Source organism: Streptomyces sp. NPDC102360 (genome assembly GCF_044766085.1).
Taxonomy (GTDB): domain Bacteria; phylum Actinomycetota; class Actinomycetes; order Streptomycetales; family Streptomycetaceae; genus Streptomyces.
The window spans coordinates 583,347-601,964 of record NZ_JBIWLG010000002.1 but is presented as its reverse complement, the minus strand read 5'-3'; the positions used below and the strand labels follow the sequence as shown (position 1 = coordinate 601,964).

At 71.0% G+C, this 18,618-nt stretch carries 16 protein-coding genes and 4 pseudogenes; 7 read left to right on the top strand and 13 right to left on the bottom strand.

The genetic code is table 11. The features are described from left to right. Positions 1–25 precede the first annotated feature (25 nt). Together ACIRHA_RS12200 and ACIRHA_RS12195 are read right to left on the bottom strand one after the other, a co-directional pair. Positions 26–1,261 (bottom strand): M24 family metallopeptidase, encoded by a 1,236-nt coding sequence (locus ACIRHA_RS12200; protein WP_403843470.1) that lies wholly within the window; start codon positions 1,259–1,261, stop codon positions 26–28. Further along, positions 1,258–2,208 (bottom strand): NAD(P)-dependent oxidoreductase, encoded by a 951-nt coding sequence (locus tag ACIRHA_RS12195; protein ID WP_403843467.1) that lies wholly within the window; start codon positions 2,206–2,208, stop codon positions 1,258–1,260. The genes ACIRHA_RS12200 and ACIRHA_RS12195 overlap by 4 nt, the downstream gene beginning before the upstream one ends. Positions 2,209–2,357: 149 nt before the next feature. Between ACIRHA_RS12195 and ACIRHA_RS12190 the strand changes: the two genes are divergently transcribed. Continuing rightward, positions 2,358–3,068, top strand: coding sequence for a YoaK family protein (locus ACIRHA_RS12190; RefSeq protein ID WP_403843465.1), 711 nt, complete (start codon positions 2,358–2,360; stop codon positions 3,066–3,068). Here ACIRHA_RS12190 and ACIRHA_RS12185 read toward each other — a convergent pair. The 4 genes from ACIRHA_RS12185 to ACIRHA_RS12170 are packed head-to-tail and all read right to left on the bottom strand — an operon-like array spanning position 3,053 to position 7,030. Continuing rightward, complete coding sequence (locus ACIRHA_RS12185; protein WP_403843462.1) at positions 3,053–4,717, bottom strand: CocE/NonD family hydrolase; 1,665 nt, start codon at positions 4,715–4,717, stop codon at positions 3,053–3,055. The two genes, ACIRHA_RS12190 and ACIRHA_RS12185, sit on opposite strands and share 16 nt — an antisense overlap. A 4-nt stretch (positions 4,718–4,721) precedes the next feature. Next, the gene (locus ACIRHA_RS12180) at positions 4,722–5,240 is read right to left on the bottom strand and encodes a nuclear transport factor 2 family protein (protein ID WP_403843460.1); all 519 of its coding nucleotides are present in this window, start codon (positions 5,238–5,240) and stop codon (positions 4,722–4,724) included. A gap of 45 nt (positions 5,241–5,285) precedes the next feature. After that, the gene (locus ACIRHA_RS12175) at positions 5,286–6,611 is read right to left on the bottom strand and encodes an amidohydrolase family protein (RefSeq protein ID WP_403843456.1); all 1,326 of its coding nucleotides are present in this window, start codon (positions 6,609–6,611) and stop codon (positions 5,286–5,288) included. Further along, positions 6,608–7,030 carry a RidA family protein gene (locus ACIRHA_RS12170; protein WP_403843454.1) on the bottom strand — a complete coding sequence of 141 codons (423 nt, stop codon included), beginning with the start codon at positions 7,028–7,030 and terminating at the stop codon, positions 6,608–6,610. The genes ACIRHA_RS12175 and ACIRHA_RS12170 overlap by 4 nt, the downstream gene beginning before the upstream one ends. 169 nt (positions 7,031–7,199) lie before the next feature. Between ACIRHA_RS12170 and ACIRHA_RS12165 the strand changes: the two are divergent. Both ACIRHA_RS12165 and ACIRHA_RS12160 read left to right on the top strand, forming a co-directional pair. Beyond that, positions 7,200–7,341 (top strand): annotated as a pseudogene (locus ACIRHA_RS12165) (plasmid stabilization protein); the annotation flags it as partial. A gap of 765 nt (positions 7,342–8,106) precedes the next feature. Next, positions 8,107–9,252 (top strand): hypothetical protein, encoded by a 1,146-nt coding sequence (locus tag ACIRHA_RS12160; protein WP_403843451.1) that lies wholly within the window; start codon positions 8,107–8,109, stop codon positions 9,250–9,252. Between the two features lie 207 nt (positions 9,253–9,459). Here ACIRHA_RS12160 and ACIRHA_RS12155 read toward each other — a convergent pair. Together ACIRHA_RS12155 and ACIRHA_RS12150 are read right to left on the bottom strand one after the other, a co-directional pair. Continuing rightward, positions 9,460–9,576: pseudogene (locus ACIRHA_RS12155) on the bottom strand (GNAT family N-acetyltransferase); the annotation flags it as partial. Positions 9,577–9,862: 286 nt separating this feature from the next. Beyond that, positions 9,863–10,046: pseudogene (locus tag ACIRHA_RS12150) on the bottom strand (hypothetical protein); the annotation flags it as partial. A 7-nt stretch (positions 10,047–10,053) separates the two neighbouring features. On the opposite strand from ACIRHA_RS12150, the pseudogene ACIRHA_RS12145 reads away from it, so the two are divergent. Further along, positions 10,054–10,363: pseudogene (locus ACIRHA_RS12145) on the top strand (site-specific integrase); the annotation flags it as partial. A gap of 75 nt (positions 10,364–10,438) precedes the next feature. Then, the gene (locus ACIRHA_RS12140; RefSeq protein ID WP_403843449.1) at positions 10,439–11,344 is read left to right on the top strand and encodes a HipA family kinase; all 906 of its coding nucleotides are present in this window, start codon (positions 10,439–10,441) and stop codon (positions 11,342–11,344) included. A gap of 245 nt (positions 11,345–11,589) precedes the next feature. Here ACIRHA_RS12140 and aceB read toward each other — a convergent pair whose 3' ends face one another. Then, the gene (gene aceB / locus ACIRHA_RS12135; protein ID WP_403843446.1) at positions 11,590–13,212 is read right to left on the bottom strand and encodes a malate synthase A; all 1,623 of its coding nucleotides are present in this window, start codon (positions 13,210–13,212) and stop codon (positions 11,590–11,592) included. A 201-nt stretch (positions 13,213–13,413) separates the two neighbouring features. Further along, positions 13,414–14,019 carry an NTP transferase domain-containing protein gene (locus ACIRHA_RS12130; RefSeq protein WP_403843444.1) on the bottom strand — a complete coding sequence of 202 codons (606 nt, stop codon included), beginning with the start codon at positions 14,017–14,019 and terminating at the stop codon, positions 13,414–13,416. 232 nt (positions 14,020–14,251) lie between these two features. Here ACIRHA_RS12130 and ACIRHA_RS12125 point away from each other — a divergent pair, with 232 nt between their 5' ends. Beyond that, the gene (locus ACIRHA_RS12125) at positions 14,252–14,569 is read left to right on the top strand and encodes a DUF5955 family protein (RefSeq protein WP_403843442.1); all 318 of its coding nucleotides are present in this window, start codon (positions 14,252–14,254) and stop codon (positions 14,567–14,569) included. Positions 14,570–14,653: 84 nt separating this feature from the next. On the opposite strand, the gene ACIRHA_RS12120 is transcribed toward ACIRHA_RS12125, so the two are convergent. After that, positions 14,654–16,141, bottom strand: coding sequence for a PLP-dependent aminotransferase family protein (locus ACIRHA_RS12120; protein ID WP_403843439.1), 1,488 nt, complete (start codon positions 16,139–16,141; stop codon positions 14,654–14,656). Positions 16,142–16,267: 126 nt separating this feature from the next. On the opposite strand from ACIRHA_RS12120, the gene ACIRHA_RS12115 reads away from it, so the two are divergent. Next, a complete protein-coding gene (locus ACIRHA_RS12115) occupies positions 16,268–16,774 on the top strand; it encodes a universal stress protein (protein ID WP_403843437.1) in 507 nt (168 codons plus the stop codon). Positions 16,775–16,793: 19 nt separating this feature from the next. On the opposite strand, the gene ACIRHA_RS12110 is transcribed toward ACIRHA_RS12115, so the two are convergent. Both ACIRHA_RS12110 and ACIRHA_RS12105 read right to left on the bottom strand, forming a co-directional pair. Further along, the gene (locus tag ACIRHA_RS12110; RefSeq protein WP_403843434.1) at positions 16,794–17,417 is read right to left on the bottom strand and encodes a response regulator; all 624 of its coding nucleotides are present in this window, start codon (positions 17,415–17,417) and stop codon (positions 16,794–16,796) included. Beyond that, a complete protein-coding gene (locus tag ACIRHA_RS12105) occupies positions 17,414–18,607 on the bottom strand; it encodes a sensor histidine kinase (RefSeq protein ID WP_403843431.1) in 1,194 nt (397 codons plus the stop codon). Before ACIRHA_RS12105 ends, ACIRHA_RS12110 begins: the two co-directional genes overlap by 4 nt. Positions 18,608–18,618 lie beyond the last annotated feature (11 nt).

The following is an 18,618-nucleotide window of genomic DNA, read 5'->3' as shown; positions in this document are numbered from 1 at the left end:
TCCTTGCGGCACGTGAAATCGCCGCTCAGCACGGGTTGGTGACGAAGAGTTCCTGCGCGGGGAAGAGAGTCATCACCTTGGGGCCGTCCTCGGTGATGACGATCTCCTCCTCGATCCGCGCGGCGGAGTAGCCGTCGGAGGCCGGACAGTAGGTCTCCAGCGCGAAGACCATGCCGACCTGGAGCTCGACCGGCTCCTTCATCGAGTTGAGGCGGGAGATGATCGGCCGCTCGTGCAGCCCGAGGCCGAGGCCATGAGCGAACTGGAGGCCGAACGCGGCCATCTCGTCCGGGAATCCGAACTCCGTCGCCTTCGGCAGCAGAGCGGCGACCTCGTCGGTGCCGGCGCCCGCCGAGATGCCGGCGATGCCACGGTCCATCCACTCGCGTGCCCTGGCGTAGGCGTCGCGCTGCGCGGGCGTGGAACTGCCGACCGCGAAGGTGCGGTAGTAGCAGGTCCTGTAGCCGTTGTAGGAGTGGATGATGTCGAAGAATGCCTGGTCACCGGGGCGGATCAGGCGGTCGGTGAAGTTGTGCGGGTGCGGATTGCAGCGCTCGCCGGAGATCGCGTTGACTGCCTCTACCTGATCCGAGCCCATCTCGTACAGCCGATTGTTCGCCAGGGCGACGATCTGGTTCTCCCGGATGCCGGGCTTGAGTGCCTCGGTGATGTCCTGGTAGACGCCGTCGACCATCGCGCACGCCTGGTTGAGCAGCATGATCTCGTCCTGGGACTTGATCAGGCGTGCGTCGAGCATGCTCTGTTGGGCGTCTGCGACGTTCAGGCCCTGCTTCTGCATCTCGAACAGGAAGGGCGGTTCGACGATGTCGACGCCGACCGGCAGATCGGCCACGCCGGCGTCTTCCAGCATTCCCCTGATCTCGGTCACCGCGTTGGCCATCAGGCCGACGGTCGGAGCGACCGCCCCGCGAAAGCCCAGGAAGCCCGGCCGGTGGTTCTCCGACGGCACCCAGTTGGAGTGGAGCTTGTGGTGCGGTACGGCGGAGCCGAAGTCCCACAGCACCGGGTCCTGGTCGCCGATGAGCAGCGCGTAGCGGATCATCTTGTCGCCCAGCGCCCCACCGACCCAAGTGGAGGTGGCATAGCGGATGTTGTAGAAGTCGAAGAGCAGGAACGCTCCGCAGCCGCTGGCCTTCAGCGCGTCCTTGGCGCGGTCGAGGCGGTAGGTGCGCAACCGGTCGAAGTCGACGCGGTGTTCGTAGTCGACCCCCATGTGGCCGGGGGCGCTCAGTGGATTCATGCCGAACCCTCGTCCGGGGCGGCCAGGCCGTCGCTGACATCGGCGTTCTCGGACTCCAACGCGAGCCCGGACGCGGCGGCCTGCAGCTCGAGCAGAACCGCGAAGTCCTCCTCGACGCGGCCCGCGCCGATGCTCGACTGCACCAGCTGGGCGGTGGCCGACGACAGCGGCATCGGCACGTCGAGCGACCGCGCCGCGGCCAGTCCCAGGTCGAAGTCCTTGCGCAGGAGGAGCGGAGTGAAGGTCGGTGTGAAGTCCAGGTTGACGAAGGCCGGTGTCTTGTAGCGGGTGAACACCGACCCCATGACCGAGTCGTTCAGGAAGCCGAGGAAGGCTTCGCGGGAGACACCGCTCTTCTGCGCCAGCACGGTGACCTCGGCCATGGACTGGGTGACGATGCCGAGGAAGAGATTGTGCGCGATCTTGACCAGGCGGGCGATCTCGCCCTCGCCGACATACGTCACGGAGCGCCCAATGGCGGCCAGCAGCGGCTCCACCCGGTCGTACACCTCGCGCGGGCCGGAAGCGCAGAGGCTCAGGCCGCCGGCCTCGGCGACCTTGCCGTTGCCGCTCACCGGAGAGGAGAGGAACCGCACGCCGAGCCGGTCGGCGGCGTCGCGCACCTGCTGTGAGGTCTCGGTGTCGACGGTGGAGCAGTCGACGACGACCTCGGGCAGGTGGTCGGCGTCGGCCAGCAGGCCGTTCTCGCCGAGCAGGACCTGCAGCAGGTCCTTCGGGGCCGACACCATGGTGAAGACCACCTGGCGCGAGCGCAGGTCACCCAGTTCGTTCGCGACCTTGCACCCCTCGGAGGACAGGGCCTCCGCCTTGGCACGGGTGCGGTTCCATACCTGCACGTCGTAGCCGCTCCGGGACAGGCGGCCGGCCATGGCCGCACCCATACGGCCGGCGCCGATCCAACCGACAGTGACGTTGTCCTGGCTCATGTTGACCCTTCTATGCAAACGATTGCTGTTCGATGCAATCGGAACAGCTCGGAAACTGTCAAGGCTTAAGGGGATTCTGGTAGGCGAGCCGTGGGGGCGCGCAATGCGAACGTTTGCATTACGTCGCGCATGGAGTGAATACTTCTGCCATGCTCCGCACTCCGACAGCCCCCAGCCCGCTGGTCATCGGCCTGTACATGTGGACCTTCGGCACCGGCCTGGTCGACGCCATCAGCTTCGTCCACTTCGACCACGTCTTCGTGGCGAACATGACCGGCAACGTGGTGTTCATCGGTCTCGCCGCGGCAGGTGAGGGCAGCATCGCCATCGGCACTGTCGCGTTCGCCGTACTCGGGTTCCTGCTCGGTGCGTTCGCCTGTGGACGGTTCCTGCTCGGCCGCGTGGCGCACCACCGTTTGGTGCCGGTCGCTGTGCTGGCCCAGTTGGTGCTCACCGGCGCCGCTCTGCTGGTCGGGGTCGTCGAGCCGTCGTACGTCCCCCTGATCACCGGCCTGCTCGGTACCGCCATGGGCACGCAGAACGCGGTCGCCCGACACCTGAAGGTCCCGGACGCCACCACGACCGTCGTCACCATGACCGTCACCGGTCTTGCCGCCGATCGGCAGCAAGGGGCAGGGGCCATGCTGCGGCGCATCGTGGTCGTCGCTCTGCTCGCGGCGGGTGCGGCCGCAGGCGCGCTGTTGCTGCGAACCTCGCTCGTCGCGGCGCTGGCCGGGGTGTTCCTGGTGAACGGAGCCGCCGCCCTGGTCGCCCTGCGCGAGCAGGACCGAGACACCGGGCGCGGTGGCACTCTCCACGGTCGGGGAGTGCCACCGTCAGGCAGTCAGTCGACGACATGAACGGTCAGCACGCTGCGTGCCCCGCCGCCGTGGTGCACCCGCTGGCGGGCCACCACGGGGGCGCTGTCGTCGCCCGGACCGCCGCCCGTCCCGGGGTTCACCTGGTAGGTCGGGTGATTGCTGCTGGCGACGTCGACCCGCACCCGGTGGCCGGTTCCGAAGACGACCGCGGTCGGCTGTAGCGTGATCAAGACCCGGCGCGGCACGCCTGGTTCCCCCTGCGTGCGGATGATCCCCTCGGCGAGGTTGATCGAGCGCCCGTCCGGCCGGACATCGGCCAGCGTCGCCACGAAATCGGTGTCGGCGACCGACGAGGTGACCTCCAGTTCGACGGTCACCGGGCCGGCCACCTCCAGGGGCCGTGCCAGCTCCGGCCCCGTGTAGACCAGCACGTCGGCGCGGCTCTCCACCGGTCGCTGGTCGTACGGCCCCATCGGGGACTGCGGTGGGTAGCAGCAGCTGTGGCCTCCGACGCTCGGCACCGGATCGAACGGGTCATGGACGTACTCGTCGAACCCCGCGTCGGCCTCGGCCCGGCCGGTGAGCCGACCGCCCTCGGCGAGATGGAGGCCCATCGCGCGGCACTGCGGTGGCGGCCAGGCCGCGGCCGACCGCCAGGTGTTGTCGCCCATGCTGAAGTAGCGCACCGGCGGCGTCTCGGCGATCGGCCCGCCCTTCAGCCATCGGTCCATCCAGCCCAACGCCTCACGCTGGACGGCGAATTCGGCGTCCGGTCCGAGGTCCAGCTCGCCGACGCCACGTCCCCACAGGTTGTGGGCCCACGGCCCGAGGATCAGCCGATGGTCCGGGGCGTCGGCCCCGCGCGCGGTGGCGAGTTCGGCCGATGTCTCGACGGTGGCACCGGCGAATGCGTCGTAGAACCCACCCACGTTCAGAACCGGCACCTCGATGTTCGCGAGCTTTCCACGCAGACTGGTGCGCTCCCAGTACTCGTCCGGCCGGGCGTGCTCGTCCAACCAGTCGTAGAAGTAGCCTGCGACTTCCCGGCGATCCGGGTGCAGCGGCGGGAAGGTGCGCAACGGACGATGGAAGTACCCGTCGGTGAGCAGGTCGAGGTAGTCGCGGTCCATCTGCCGGACCAGCTGGTCGCCGTCGGGCAGCCGCGCGGCGGCCGAACGTGCCACGTTGCGCAACAGCCAGGTGACGGTGAACGCCTTGGCGAGCTGGCCACCCGGAAAGAACTTCTCGTAGGTGTCGACGGGGGTCATCCCGATGGCCAGCGCCTTCAGCGCCGGCGGCTTGCGGACTGCGGCTTGGAGGGCGCAACCGGCCACATACGACGTGCCGATCATCCCGACCTCTCCGGTCGTCCCCGGCAGCGCGGCGGCCCATGCGATCGTGTCCTCGGAATCGTTCGCCTCGTTGACGTACGGCTCCCAGACACCCTCGGAGGCGTGCAGACCGCGGGTGTCCTGGAGCACGGCTACGTAGCCGGCCGCCGCCCACATCTCGCCGAGCGCGCCGTAGACCGACTTGTCGTACGGCGTCCGCAGCAGCAGGACAGGCAGTACCTGTGAGGGGTCGTGCTCCGGGCGGAACACGTCCGCCCGGAGCACGACACCGTCACGCATGGCCACTTCGGCGTCCCGTGCGACGTCCGGCCCGCCCGCCTCGTGTTCCCGGTCCACGCGGCTACTTCTTGGCGCCGATGTCGGACTTCTTCACCGGAGCTGCGCGCGACTCGACTTCGATGACGCGCGTGGTCACCCGCCACTTGCCGTCGTCGCAGCGGCGGAACGTGTCGAGGTAGCGGCCGAACGACCAGAAGTACGGTCCGGTTTCCCCGTGGTCGATACGGGTCAGGTACGATGACGCGGTCGCCAGGTCGCCCTCGACCTCGACGATCGGGTCGCCGACGAGGTGCTTGTGGAAGTGTTCCGGAGCATGGGTGTGACCAGGGATGAAATCGCGCAGCGCCTGGTGTCCTTCGTGCCGGACGCGGACGACGCGGTCGGTGGAGCTGACCTCGACCATCTGGAACTCGATGTCGTCCGTGAAGCAGTCCAGCCACGCCGGGTGCTCGCCGTAGTCGACGGTCTGCGCCATGCGGTAGAGCACCGTGATGATGTCTTGCTTCGCCTCGACCAGCGAGAGTCGCCGCTCGAGTTGCTCCAGAGTGGTCTGGTCGGTCTTGTCGTGTGCGGTGGTCATGGTGATCAGATCTCCAATGGTTTCCGGTAGTTGCCCGGGGGTGAGTCAGTTCTTGACGAGAGCGCGGTCGCGCGCCTCGAAGAGTCTTGTACGGGACCGCTTCAGCTGTGCGGAAACCTCTGCCGTGTCGACGCCGGTCAACTCCCCGCGCCGGTACCGCATTTGGCCACCGACGAACACGGTGTCGACGTCCCGCGAGGTGGACTGGAGCACGAGGTGACCGGCCGGGTCGCCCATGGACAGGCCGAAGGGCTCGGTCTCGATCAGAGTGAGGTCGGCGGGTGCGCCGGCCTCGACGCGCTTCGCCCCCGCGCCGGTGGCCGCGGCGCCGTTGGCGGTCGCCCAGCCGACGATGTCGCGCGCCGACACGGCCGGGACGTCCACGTCCCGATGCGGCGGAACGTGTCCACGGGCGCGTTCCTTGTCACCGTCGAGCACGCGGTGCAGGGCGTACGCGAGGTGCATTTGGTTGAACATGTCGCCGGCGGTGTAGCTGACGACGTCGACGCCGAGGGTCACCGGGATGCCCCGGCGCACAGCGCGTTCGAAGATCGCGGTCGGCTTGCCCATGCCCATCTCGATGTCCGGGGTGAGGCTCAGATACGCCCCCGATGCGGCAAGCGCGTCCAACTCGGCCTCGCCGGCGAAGTTTCCGTGGGCCCACAGCACGTCCGGGCCGAGGTCGCCGGCGTCGGCGAACTCCTTCAGCAGTCCGACCGGGTTGCCGTGGACCGAGATCCGCAGACCCAGGTCGCGGGCCGTCTGTACGGCGTGGCCGTCGTGCTTGTGGTCGATCGCCAGCGCGACGTCGACCAGTGCGTCGCCCTTCGTCTCCTGGGCGATTCGGGCGAGGTCCTCCAGCCGGTGTGCGCGGTCCCGGTAGGTGGAGCTCTCGCGCTCGAACAGGGCGAAACCGTACGTCGCCCGGATCCCCGCGTCCCGCAGGCCGCGGATCGAGGCGTCGACGTGCTCCGGCGAGTTGGCGCTGTGGCAGTAGTCGAAGACCTGGGTGACACCGTGAGACAGCAGCTCCAGCCCACCGGCGTAGGTCGCCCAGTAGATGTCTTCGGGGGTGAAGTACTGCGACATCGGGTGGACGGTGTGGAAGTACTCACGCGCCCACAGGTCCGCGGTCATGCCGCGGAGCGCGGTCTGCCAGAGGTGCAGATGGGTGTCGACGAAGCCCGGGGCGATCAACTTGCCCCCGGCGTCCACCACTTCGGCGCCCGTCGGTGCCTCGATGTCGCCGCCGACGGCGGTGATGACACCGTCGGTGACCAGTACGTCGCCGGTCTCCGCCATCGGCTCGTAGATGTTGCCCTCGGGTTCGTCGGCGTAGAGGTACCCGCCGCGGATCAGTGTGCTGATCATCGGTCGCCGCCCCTGTTCGCCTTCACGGCCTCGGCGTCGATCTCCAACTGGATGTGTGGGTTGGCCAGTCGGTTCACCTCCACCAAGGTGGAGGTGGGTCGTTCGTCACCGAACCAACCGAAGACGGTCTCCATCGCGTCCCGCAGGAAGGCGTCCATCCGCGTGGTGAAGACCCGGATGCGGACGACGTCGGAGCGCAGCAGGCCGGCACCGTCCAGCGACTTGCCGAGGTTGTCCATCATCACCTGGGCCTGAAGTGCCAGGTCGTCGTCCAGGCCGCCGTCGGGGTGGTACGGCAGGGTCCCGGCGATCTCGAAACGCGGGCCGTCGGCGACGGCGACCACCTGACTGTAGAGCCCGGTGACCGGTTCGAAGATGCCCTCGGGCTGGAGCCGCTGGTGCATGAGGTTCTCCTTCATGTTCCGCAATCCTTTGCATTACGCATCCTTGTACGCGCCGGATCTTGGAGTCAATAGCTGGGGAGAGAGGAAGGCAATCGTTTGCTGTTCAGTACGTGGCGAGATGCCGCACCATGAGCAGTGTGAGCCTCTGGAAGCGGACCTTTGCTGACCGAAGAGGGGAACGGTCATGTCCGCAGGAGCGAACCGCAAGAGAGAGCGACAGTACGAACACGTCAAGGAGAGCGCGAAGAAGCGCGGCGAGTCCACGAAAGCGGGTCGAGGAGTTCGCCGCGCGCACCGTGAACAAGGAGCGCGCCCGCAGCGGCGACGTCGCTCCGCTGCTGTCCCTCGACGCCGACCGGGCGGCCCGCCGGATCGTGGGCGCCGTGATCCAGCGACGCGCGCGGCTGGCGCTCACGGCGCCGGCCAAGGCGGCGCAGCTCGCGCACGGCGTGGCACCCGGCCTGACCACTCGTCTGACGGGCCTCACCGCGAGGCTCTTGCCATCCGCCTCAGGGCGAGGACCGTTGCGCCAAGGCAGCGAGGCCGTCCTGCCGCGCAACCCGATCGCGCGAACGATCCGAGCCTGGGGCGGTGCACGCAACGATCGAGCTGTGCGTGACGGCAACCAGCAGGAGCCCGAGCCGCACACCATCTCGTGATCTCGCCTGTGCAGCGGCGGCCGTTACCCCGGCCGGCCCCGCACCGCGGCTTCACCGCAGCAGTACGCGCTGATCGCCGACGGAGAGCGTGGCGCCCTCATCGGTCCACGCGGCGACATCGTCTGGCTGTGCGCCCCCCGCTGGGACTCCAATCTGGCGCAACCGCTGGGTTGCGGAAAACGGCATCGTGGAATGCCGGGAGCCGTTCCCGCACGGTCGATGGCGTCGAACGGAGCTTCTCCGACCAGACCGGCCGGGCGTGGCGGCCGCGTCGTTGGCCGTGCCCATCGCGGGCCGCGTCGCCGGACCTGAGCCGTCGGGCGCAGGGGCAGCCGTCAGGGCAGAGTCCTTTGTAGGCCGGCTGGTGGGTGTGCGGCCGCGCCAGGAGGATGTCGCTACCCGAAAGGCGACGGGGTCTATCTGATGGAAAGCATGTTGAAAGCCTGTTTCCTTGTCCCGACGGTCGCCCTCGGTTCGCTGGCTCTGACGGCGGCCGTGTCCTCCCCGGTGGCTGCGGCCGACACCACCGTGAACATCGGTTACACCGGCCTGCCGGACAGATACGTGGTGCCGGACGGGGTGTGCCAGTTGCGCGTCACGGCCAATGGCGCGGGGGGCGGATCCGGCGCCTCCGCCCCGGGTGGCCTCGGGGCGGCTGTGGCCGCCACGCTGGACGTCACACCCGGGCAGGTGTTGGGGGTGGTCGTGGGCGGCCAGGGGGGAACCGCCACCGCGGCCGGAGGTGCGGGTGGCTTCAACGGCGGTGGCGCGGGTGGCGCGGCGGACAGCTCCACGGGCGGGGGAGCCGGCGGGGGCGGGGCGACCGTGGTCAGCGGCTCCGGCGGCCTGCGGATCGTGGCCGGTGGCGGCGGTGGCGCATCACCGGGGGCCCGCGGTCTGCAGGGTGGTGCCGGAGGTCGTGACGGGCAGTCCGGCGGGCAGGTAACCGGCAATGGGTACGCGAAGGCCGGTGGCGGGGGCAGCAGTTCAGGAACGGGCGGGACCGGGGGCGAGGGCGGCGAGTTCACCGTGGGCGGCGCCACCACGACGGGAGGCGCGGGCACGGCCGGCTCGCTGCTGCGAGGCGGCGAGGGCGGAGCCGGCCGCGCGAACTCGGGCTTCGGCGCCGAGGGCGGCGGAGGTGGCGGCGGCGGTCAGCAAGGCGGGGGAGGCGGCGGTGGCGGAGCCAACGCCCTCGGCGCCGGTGGTGGCGGCGGTTCCAGCGTCGGACCCGCCGCGGCCGGCATCACCACCGGCGCCCGGGCCGGGGACGGGGTGGCCACCTTCACGTACGACCTCGCCGGCGGGGACGGCTGCTCCAGCCCCTCGCCGTCGCCCACCCCCTCGCCCACAGATTCCCCGACTCCCTCGCCCACCGACACGGGAGGGGGTAACCCCACTCCGACGAACATCCCGACTCCCACTCCGACTTCTCCAGCGGACGGCGGTCGGCCCGGCTCCGGTCAGCTCGCCGAGACCGGCCCCGCGGCGTCGGCCGGGCTCTGGGGAACGGCGGCGGGTTGCCTGATCGCCGCGGGTGCGTGGATGGCCCGTTGGGGACGCCGCGACCGGTCCTGAGCCCCTCGAAGGCGAGCGCCCCGCCCTTGCCGTCGCTCGACGTGCTGGGGGGAAGCGGGGCGTGGGGGGCCTCTATGACTTTGGTCGACAGGAGGGGGGAAGCCATGCCGACTCGCAGCGGCCGGCCAAGGTGGCCGAGATCCTCCCCATGGGCCGCGCCGGCCGGCCCGAGGAGATCGCCGGAGCGGTCGCCTGGCTGCTCGGACGACGCCTCCTACGAACCAGTTGGTCCCGCTCGTCCCATGAGCGGGTGACGGTGGGGCCGAGTCGTTCGTACAGGGCGAAGACCCCGGTCCGCCATTCCCAAGCCGAGAGCCGAGGGGTTCGGGTCCGGCCGCTGCTGCCGGGGCCTGGCCGGCTACGGGGCCGGGGCGTACTGCCATCGGGCACTCCTTGACGCGATCCGCTCTCTCGTCGACAACGGCATCAAGTGGCGGGCGATGCCGGCGGGCTTCCTGACGGCGGCTACACCGGCAACCCCATCGAGCACTGCCTGGCGCCGCGTTCGGCTTCGTCCTCGCGATCGTCCGACGCCCTCACGCCCTGCGGGGCTTCGCGGCGTTGCCCAAACGGTGGATCGTCGAGCGGATCTTCGTCCACCTGATGCGAAGCCGTCGCCTGGCCCGCCAACCCCCGTGACGAGGGTGAACCGACCCCGGCTGTCGTTCGGCCGGCCGGCCCCGGGCCACCGGACGCTTCGCCTTCGACCGCAGTGCCTCCACCTTCGCCTGCACCGCGTCCAGGCCGAACAAGCCGGCCATCTCCTGGCAGGTCAACGGCCCCTGATGAAGCCGATGGCTGAAGCCTGCGCCGGCCAAGGCCGGCATCATCCCGCCGCGTGCGAAGGGGCCGAAGGACTGGCAGTGGGAGACAACACCGAGGGACGGATTCCATGTGCTGCGGCACACCTACGCCTCGCTCATGCTGGAGGCGGGAGAGTCCGTGGTGACCGTGGCTCGGGTACTCCTCGCCGGCGATCACCCTCGGTTACTATGCTCACTTCATGCCGGAGGCCGGAAGCAAGGGGCGAGCGGCCATTGACGGACTGCTGGGGAGGCACGGAGATCTGCACGCCAGTCGAAACTCCCCAGATTCTCCCCAGGGTTGGTGACAGGCGATTTGCGCTGTCGCACCCCTCCGAGACGAACCTTGGATTGCGAGGCCAATCGAGGGGTGAGGTGAGGAAATGCTGAGAGAAATCACCGCGACCCGCTATGTGAACCCGCTGCGCACCGGCGGCTCCGTACCCGGCGTCGTCGAGGCGGACGATCTGGGTACGTACGTGCTCAAGTTCACCGGGTCCGCGCAGGGTGTGAAGGCGCTCGTCGCGGAGATCGTCGTGGGCGAGCTCGCGCGCGCGTTCGGGCTGCGGTTCCCGGAGTTGGTGCTCGCGCAGTTCGACCCGGCGCTGGGTGCGGACGAGCCGCACCAGGAGGTCAAGGAGCTCCTGGAGGCGAGCGCGGGTCTCAACCTCGGGATGGACTTCCTGCCGGGCGCGGTGGACTTCACGCCGGAGATCGCGGAGTCCTTCCCGGTCGACCCGCTGGAGGCCGGCCGCATCGTCTGGCTCGACGCGCTCACCGTCAACGTCGACCGTACGGTGCACAGTTCGAACCTCATGGTCTGGCCCACGCTCGGCGTCGCCCCGCCGAAGCTGTGGCTCATCGACCACGGCGCGGCGCTCGTCTTCCACCACCGCTGGGACGGCGCGGACCCGGCGAAGGCGTACGACTTCCGGCACCACGCGCTGGGCGGATACGGTCCCGACACGCGCGCGGCCGACGCGGAACTCGCGCCCAAGGTGACCGAGGAGCTGCTGCGCGGGATCCTCTCCCTGGTCCCCGACGCGTGGCTCACGGACTTCGCCACACCGGACGAGGCCCGGGACGCCTACGTCACCCACCTCCTGGCCCGCGCCCGCGCCTCCGCCACCTGGCTGCCCACGGACTTCCCGTCCCGCGACGAACTGGCGGCGGCGGATGCGAAGCGCGCGGCGGCGACGGAGCGGGGTCGTCCCTCCTGGCTGAAACGGGTGCCGGACCTCCACGGAAAGCCTTCGGCGGAGCAGGACTGGTCCCGCCACGTGGGGTGAGCCGTCCTCCGCCCACGGGGCTCCGCCCCGGACCCCGCGCCTCAAACGCCGGCGGGGCTGGAAAGATCGGGGCTCCGCCCCGGACCCCGCTGCTCAATCGCCGCAGGGGCTTGATTTGCCCACCCGTCGCGGGGCCTGAAAGGCCGGGGCTCCGCCCCGGACCCCGCGCCTCAATCGCCGGCGGGGCTTGAATTGCGTAGGGGCCCGGCGCCACCCCGGCGCCGGGCCCCACACACCGCGAAACGTCAGCCGAGCTGCTCGTACGCCGGGAGTGTCAGGAAGTCCGCGTAGTCCGCGTCGAGCGAGACCGTCAGCAGCAGGTCGTGGGCCTGCTGCCACTTGCCGGCGGCGAAGGCCTCGTCGCCGACCTCACCGCGGATGGCGGCCAGCTCCTCCGCGGCGACCTTGCGGGCCAGTTCCGCGGTGACGGGCTCGCCGTTGTCGAGGACGACGCCCGCGTTGATCCACTGCCAGATCTGGGAGCGGGAGATCTCGGCCGTGGCCGCGTCCTCCATGAGGTTGAAGATCGCGACGGCGCCGAGGCCGCGCAGCCATGCCTCGATGTAACGGATGCCGACCTGGACGGCGTTGACCAGACCGTCGTAGGTGGGCTTCGCGTCGAGGGAGTCGATGGCGATCAGGTCACCGGCGGCGACGGACACGTCCTCGCGCAGGCGGTCCTTCTGGTTCGGCTTCTCGCCGAGGACCTTGTCGAAGGACTCCATGGCGATCGGGACGAGGTCCGGGTGCGCGACCCAGGAGCCGTCGAAGCCGTCGCCGGCCTCGCGGTCCTTGTCGTCGCGGACCTTCGCGAAGGCCACCTTGTTGACCTCGGCGTCGCGCCGCGACGGGATGAAGGCCGCCATGCCGCCGATGGCGTGCGCACCGCGCTTGTGGCAGGTGCGGACGAGGAGTTCGGTGTACGCCCGCATGAACGGGGCCGTCATCGTCACCGCGTTGCGGTCCGGCAGGACGAACTTCTGGCCGCCGTCACGGAAGTTCTTGACGATGGAGAAGAGGTAGTCCCAACGGCCCGCGTTCAGACCGGAGGCGTGGTCGCGCAGCTCGTAGAGGATCTCCTCCATCTCGTACGCGGCCGTGATCGTCTCGATCAGGACGGTGGCGCGCACGGTGCCCTGCGGGATGCCGACGTAGTCCTGTGCGAAGACGAAGATCTCGTTCCAGAGGCGGGCCTCCAGGTGCGACTCCGTCTTCGGGAGGTAGAAGTACGGGCCCTTGCCGAGCTCGATCAGCTTCTTCGCGTTGTGGAAGAAGTAGAGGCCGAAGTCGACGAGCGCGCCGGGGACCGGCTTGCCGGCCTCGTCCACGAGGTGACGCTCGTTCAGGTGCCAGCCGCGCGGGCGCATGACGACCGTGGCCAGCTCCTCGGCGGGCTTCAGGGCGTACGACTTGCCGGAGCGCTCGTCGGTGAAGTCGATGGCGCGGTTGTAGGCGTTGGTGAGGTTGAGCTGGCCGCCGATGACGTTCTCCCACGTCGGGGCGGAGGCGTCCTCGAAGTCGGCGAGCCAGATCTTCGCGCCGGAGTTGAGCGCGTTGATCGTCATCTTGCGGTCGGTCGGGCCCGTGATCTCGACGCGGCGGTCGTTCAGGGCGGCCGGGGCCTCGGCGACCTTCCAGGTGTCGTCCGCGCGGACGGCGGCGGTCTCCGGGAGGAAGTCGAGCGTGCAGGTGCGGGCGATCTCGGCGCGGCGCTCGGCGCGACGGGCGAGCAGCTCGTCACGCCGGGGCGTGAAAAGGCGGTGCAGCTCGGCCACGAAGGCGAGGGCCGCTTCGGTGAGCACCTCGCCCTGTCCGGGCAGGGTCTCGGCGTCGACGATGGCCAGCGGGGACGGCGCTGGTGCGGACATGTGGCTGTCACTTCCTTCAGCGAGCGAACGGCCCCTGCGGCACTGAGTGCCGGGGCCGCCTGGGTATGGCTGCTGGCCCCGCTTCGGGGGACCGGCCCTTCTCAACAGTGGATATTAGTTTCCTCATTGTGGAAGTTCAATGGTTTGTTGACGTCGAGATTCTCAGAGTCGACAGAACGTGGCTCTGCGTGCCACGCCCCGTTACTCAAGGTGGCCGAGATCCGCTTCCGTGTCGATGTCGTACGCCTCGGCGATGTCCCCGCACTCCACGAGGTCCAGCACCCCCGTGCGCTCCTTGAGGTAGGCGCGCGCCCCACAGTCGCCGCTCGCGCTCGCCGCGATCCCCGCCCAGTGGTCCCGGCCGAACAGCACCGGATGCCCGCGCTCCCCGCCGTACGCGGCCGCCGCGAGCGAGGCGGGGGAGCGGTACGCCGCGCGCACCCGCGCCACCGCTGCCGCGCCGATCCCGGGCTGGTCCACCAGGAGTACGAGCGCGGCCTCTGCTCCCGTGTCCGCGAGCGAGGCGAGTCCCGCCCGCAGCGAGGACCCCATGCCCTCCTCCCAGTCCGGGTTCTCCGTCACCTGACACCCCTCCAGTACGGCCCGCTCCCGTACGTCGCCGGCCGCCGCCCCGAGTACCACGTGCACGGGATCGCATCCCCCCGCGCGCAAGGTGTGTACCGCGTGTTCCACGAGTGGCCGCCCGCGGTGTGAGAGGAGTGCCTTGGGCCGGCCGCCGAGCCGTCGCCCGCCACCCGCGGCGAGCAGCAGCCCCGCCACCACCGCGTCTGTGCTCTTCGTCGTCATGCCCCTTGCATATCGCACACCGGGTGCGATCGAAGTCGTTCACTTTTTCACAGTTGCCTTGCGCAACGGACTGGCGAAAGGCTTGCGCGTGGCGTTAACTGGGCGGCCACAAAACCGAGTTGGACGCCCGACCGACGCTCCGGCCGGGTTACGCGGTAGTAGCAATCGAGAAGTACGAGAAGTACCTGAGCGGGACAACACACGCACAAGGACGTGCGAGGGGGAGCAAACTGTGTTGCGGAGTGTGGAGCAGAGGCTTGTGACCGGGAGCGACCAGGACCCGCGGGTGGACGAGTTGCGCACCGCCGTGTCCCGGCTGCGCCGGGAACTCGCCGCGCACCCGGTCGAGTTTCCCGACCGGGGGATCGCGGAGGACGAACTCGCGGCGCTGGACGCGATGGCCGGCGGGGGCCGGCCCGAGGTGCCGAGGCTGCGCCGTTCGCTGTTGCTCGTGGCGGGGGCGATCGGCTCGGTCAGCGCGCTGTCCGCGGCGCTGACCCAGGTCAGGGGTGCCGTGGAACTGTTCGGAGGGCCGCCTGCGAAGGGCTGACGTTCTCGTGGACGGGGAGGGGGTCGCGCCGAACGGCGCGGCCCCCGTACGTTCAGGCGCGGCCCCCGTACGTTCATAAGGCCCCTACGCCACCCAGTGCGGCCGCCCCGGCTCCTCGCCCGCCCCGCCGAGTCCACCGACCGCGTCGTCGATGGATGCCGCGATCCGCCGCACCGCCTCCTCGGCGACGTCGACCGGCTGGACGTACGGGACGCGCAGCCGGTGTTCGAACGTGCCGGGGTCCGCGCCGAACCGTGACCCGCCCTCGATCCGCACCCCGTGGCGCAGCGCGGCCCGCCCCAGCGCGGAGGCGATCGGCCGCCCCAGGTCCACCCAGAGGGAGAGCCCGCCGGGCGGCACCTGCCAGCGCCAGTCAGGGAACTCGCGGCCGAGCGCCTCGGCGAGGCGGTCGCGGCGCTCGCGCAGCACCGGGATCCGCCCGCGCAGAATGCTCTCCTCACGGTCGAGGAGCCGCCCCGCCACCAGCTGGTCGAGGACCGAACCCGACATGTCCGCTGTGACCCGCAGCGCCGTCAGCTCGGTGATCAGACGGGTGCCCGCGCGCACCCAGCCGACCCGCAGCCCACTCCAGTGCCCCTTGCTCAACGAGCCGACGGTGACGATCTGTTCGCCCCCGCCGGGCGGGGCGAGGGAGGCGAACGGCGGCTCGCTCACCCCGTCGAGCGCGATGTCCGCGATCGTCTCGTCGATGACCAGCCAGGTGCCGGTCGCCCGCGCGGCGGCGATGATCTGCCGCCGCTGTTCGCTCGGCATGAGCCGGCCCGTCGGGTTCTGGAAATCCGGAATGAGGTACGCGAGCCGGGGTGCCGACTGCCGCAGCGTCGCGCCGATCAGCTCCACGTCCCAGCCGTCCTCGGTGACCGGCACAGGCGCCGTGCGCATCCCCAACTGCCGGATCACCGAAAGGGCGTTGGCGTACGACGGGTTCTCCACCAGGATCCGGTCGCCGGGCCTTCCGAGCAGCGTGAGGGTGAGCGACACGGCCTGCTGGGCGCCCGTCGTGACCAGGATCTGCTCGGGCATCGTGGGCAGCCCGCGCCGCGTGTACCGGTCGGCGATCTGGGCGCGCAGCTCCGGCAGTCCGTACGGGTGGTAGCCGTTGGTCACCGCGTGCCGGGCGACGTCCGGGGCCGCGGCGGTGTACGCGGCCGACAGTTCGTCCTCCAGGAAACCGGGCGCGGCGACCGCCAGATCGATCACGTCCTCCCCCGCGGCGGGCGTCGCCACGACCGTCGGGCGCGCGCCCTCGGGCAGCTCGGTCCACGTCCCGGCGCCGCGCCTGCTGCGCGCGTACCCGCTCTCGCGGAGCAGGTCGTACGCGGCCGTGACGGTGGCCCTGCTGACCCCGAGCGAGGCCGCGAACTCGCGCTCCGCGGGCAGCCGCGTGTGCAGCGCGATCCGTCCGTCGAGCAGCAGCGTCCGCACGCCCTGCGCGAGCGCGCGGTAGCCGGGGCGCTCCCCGGCCACACCGGTCACGAGCGCGCCGAGCCGCCTGCCGCCGAGCCCGTGCCCACCGCCGTCCACGCTGCGGACCACTGTCTTGTCACCCATGCCACCACTCCGTGATTGGCCCTGCTGTCCAGGCCAATCAGCGTACAGAGTGGGCTCGATCGGTGAGAAGTGGCCTGTGGGAAGTGGCCTGTCGGCGGCCACGGTGTGCGTGCGAGGAGGAGTGTCATGGACGACGGCGAGCGGGTCGGTGGTCGCGTGGTGGTCGGGGTCAGCGGTTCCCCGGCGAGCCTCGCCGCGTTGCGCTCATCGGTCGCCGAGGCCCGACGGTCGGGGCGACCCCTGGTGGCGGTGCTCGCGTGGGAGCCGCCGGAGGGCGAGGCCATGTACCGGAGGTGGCCGGACGCCGCGTGGGCCCGGCACTGGTACGGGGAGGCCCGCGCCCGGCTGACGGCGGCGTTCGACGAGGCGCTCGGCGGCCTGCCGCCCGACCTCGACGTGACGCCACGCGTGGTGCGCGACCGCCCAGGACCCGCCCTGGTGGAGGCCGCGGCACGCCCCGACGACCTGCTGGTCATCGGCGTACGTCCACGGAGCCTGCGCCGCGCCGCCCACCGCCACGTACGGCGGCACGCGGTGTGCCCGGTGCTCACGGTGCCGGTGCGACCGCTGCAACGGGCGGAACTGCGGGCGCTGCGGCGGGTGCGGGCGGCGGACTTCGAGGTGACGCGCTGACGGACGTCGGCGTGACGCGTCAGCGGCGCCGCAGCAGCCCGTCCCGCGTCGCCCGCGCCACCGCCGACGTACGCGAGTCGACGCCCAACTTCGCGTAGATGTGCACCAGGTGGGACTTGACCGTGGCCTGGCTCAGGAACAGCTCGCGGGCGATCTCCGCGTTGGACAGGCCGTCCCGGACGTGCCGCAGCACCTCCAGCTCGCGCCGGCTCAGCGCCTCCGCGGGTGCCCGCATCCGGCCCATCAGCCGGTCGGCGACGGCGGGCGCGAGCGCGGAGCGCCCGGACGCCGCGGTGCGGACGGCCGCCGCGAGTTCCTCGGGCGGCGCGTCCTTCAGCAGGTAGCCGGAGGCTCCCGCCTCCACGGCGGCGAGGATGTCCGCCTCGGTGTCGTACGTGGTGAGCACGAGGACGCGCGGCCCGTCGTCGAGTGCCGCGATCCGGGCGGTGGCCTCGGCGCCGTGCATCGTCCCCGTGCCGAACTGCAGGTCCATGAGGACGACGTCCACGTCCCCCGCCAGCTCCACGGCCCGCTCGGCCGTCGCGGCCTCCGCGACGATCACGAAGTCCGCCTCCGCGTCGAGCACGGCCCGCAGCCCGGCGCGTACGACGGGGTGGTCGTCGGCGAGCAGCAGCCGGATCACGCGGCGCCCCCGGTCGGCACCCCGGAGGGCACCGGCAGCGTCACCGCGACCGCCGTGCCGCGGCCCGGCTCCGACTCGACGGTGAACGTGCCGCCGAGTTCGCTCACCCGCGAGCGCATCGCGACGAGGCCGAATCCGCCGTCGCCGCCGTCCGGCGCCGCCGCGGGGTCGAAGCCCGCGCCGTCGTCCACCACGTCCAGGGCCACCGAGGTCTCCATGAAGCTGAGGGTGATCTCCGCGCGGCCCGCCCGCGCGTGCCGCACCGTGTTGGCGAGCGCCGACTGGGCGATGCGCAACAGCGCCACCTCGTACGGCGTGGGGAGTTCGAGCGGGGTGCCGCTCACTGTGAAGCGGGCGGTCAGGCCCGGCGCCGTGGCGCACAGCCGGTCGAGCGCCCCGGTCAGCGAGCCGACGTCCAGGTCGGGCGGTGCGAGCGCGCGTACGAAGCGGCGGGCCTCCGCGAGGTTGTCCTGCGCCGTGGCCCTGGCCCGCTCGACGTGCCCGGCGGCGGGGGAGCCGGCGGGCAGTTCGCGCCCGGCCGCGACCAGCAGCAACTGGATCGAGGACAGGCCCTGCGCCAGCGTGTCGTGGATCTCGCGGGCCAACCGCTCGCGCTCGGCGAGAGTGCCGCCCGCGCGCTCCGCCGCCGCGAGTTCGGCGCGGGTGGCGACCAGCTCCTCGATCAGCCCCTGCCTGCGCTCGCTCTCCCGGTACAGCGCCTGATACCCGAGCACCGTCGCCACGGCGACGGCCGCGCCCAGCAGCGGCCCTATGAACGCCCCCGGATTCACCGCCCCGTCATGACCGACGTACGAGCAGATGGCCGCCCCCGCCGCGAGCGCCACCGCCGGCACGCCCCAGCGCGCGGGCAGCAGATGCAGCAGCAGGAAGTACAGCGGGAACGCCAGCCACAGCGCGTCGGGTGAGAGCACGAGCAGCACCGCCCACACCGTGCCAAGGACGGCCAGCCACCACGCGGCGCCCGCCCGCGTGGACCGTACGACAGGCAGCGCCGCGCCCACCCCGTAGACGACGCCCATCGCCCCGGCCACCGTCACCACCGCCGCGACCGGCTCCTCGGACCGCCCGGTCAGGGCCCGTACGACGACGAGCGCGAGCAGGCCCGCCGTCAGCAGATGCAGACAGAGGCGCAGCGCGCGCAGCGCGGGGGTGAGCGAACGTGGATCCATACCCTCACCAG

Coding starts and splice junctions, on each gene's coding strand:
- ACIRHA_RS12200 (WP_403843470.1), bottom strand. CDS start 1,261: ATGAATCCACTGAGCGCCCCCGGCCACATGGGGGTCGACTACGAACAC.
- ACIRHA_RS12195 (WP_403843467.1), bottom strand. CDS start 2,208: ATGAGCCAGGACAACGTCACTGTCGGTTGGATCGGCGCCGGCCGTATG.
- ACIRHA_RS12190 (WP_403843465.1), top strand. CDS start 2,358: ATGCTCCGCACTCCGACAGCCCCCAGCCCGCTGGTCATCGGCCTGTAC.
- ACIRHA_RS12180 (WP_403843460.1), bottom strand. CDS start 5,240: ATGACCACCGCACACGACAAGACCGACCAGACCACTCTGGAGCAACTC.
- ACIRHA_RS12175 (WP_403843456.1), bottom strand. CDS start 6,611: ATGATCAGCACACTGATCCGCGGCGGGTACCTCTACGCCGACGAACCC.
- ACIRHA_RS12170 (WP_403843454.1), bottom strand. CDS start 7,030: ATGAAGGAGAACCTCATGCACCAGCGGCTCCAGCCCGAGGGCATCTTC.
- ACIRHA_RS12160 (WP_403843451.1), top strand. CDS start 8,107: ATGTTGAAAGCCTGTTTCCTTGTCCCGACGGTCGCCCTCGGTTCGCTG.
- ACIRHA_RS12140 (WP_403843449.1), top strand. CDS start 10,439: ATGCTGAGAGAAATCACCGCGACCCGCTATGTGAACCCGCTGCGCACC.
- aceB (WP_403843446.1), bottom strand. CDS start 13,212: ATGTCCGCACCAGCGCCGTCCCCGCTGGCCATCGTCGACGCCGAGACC.
- ACIRHA_RS12130 (WP_403843444.1), bottom strand. CDS start 14,019: ATGACGACGAAGAGCACAGACGCGGTGGTGGCGGGGCTGCTGCTCGCC.
- ACIRHA_RS12120 (WP_403843439.1), bottom strand. CDS start 16,141: ATGGGTGACAAGACAGTGGTCCGCAGCGTGGACGGCGGTGGGCACGGG.
- ACIRHA_RS12115 (WP_403843437.1), top strand. CDS start 16,268: ATGGACGACGGCGAGCGGGTCGGTGGTCGCGTGGTGGTCGGGGTCAGC.
- ACIRHA_RS12105 (WP_403843431.1), bottom strand. CDS start 18,607: ATGGATCCACGTTCGCTCACCCCCGCGCTGCGCGCGCTGCGCCTCTGT.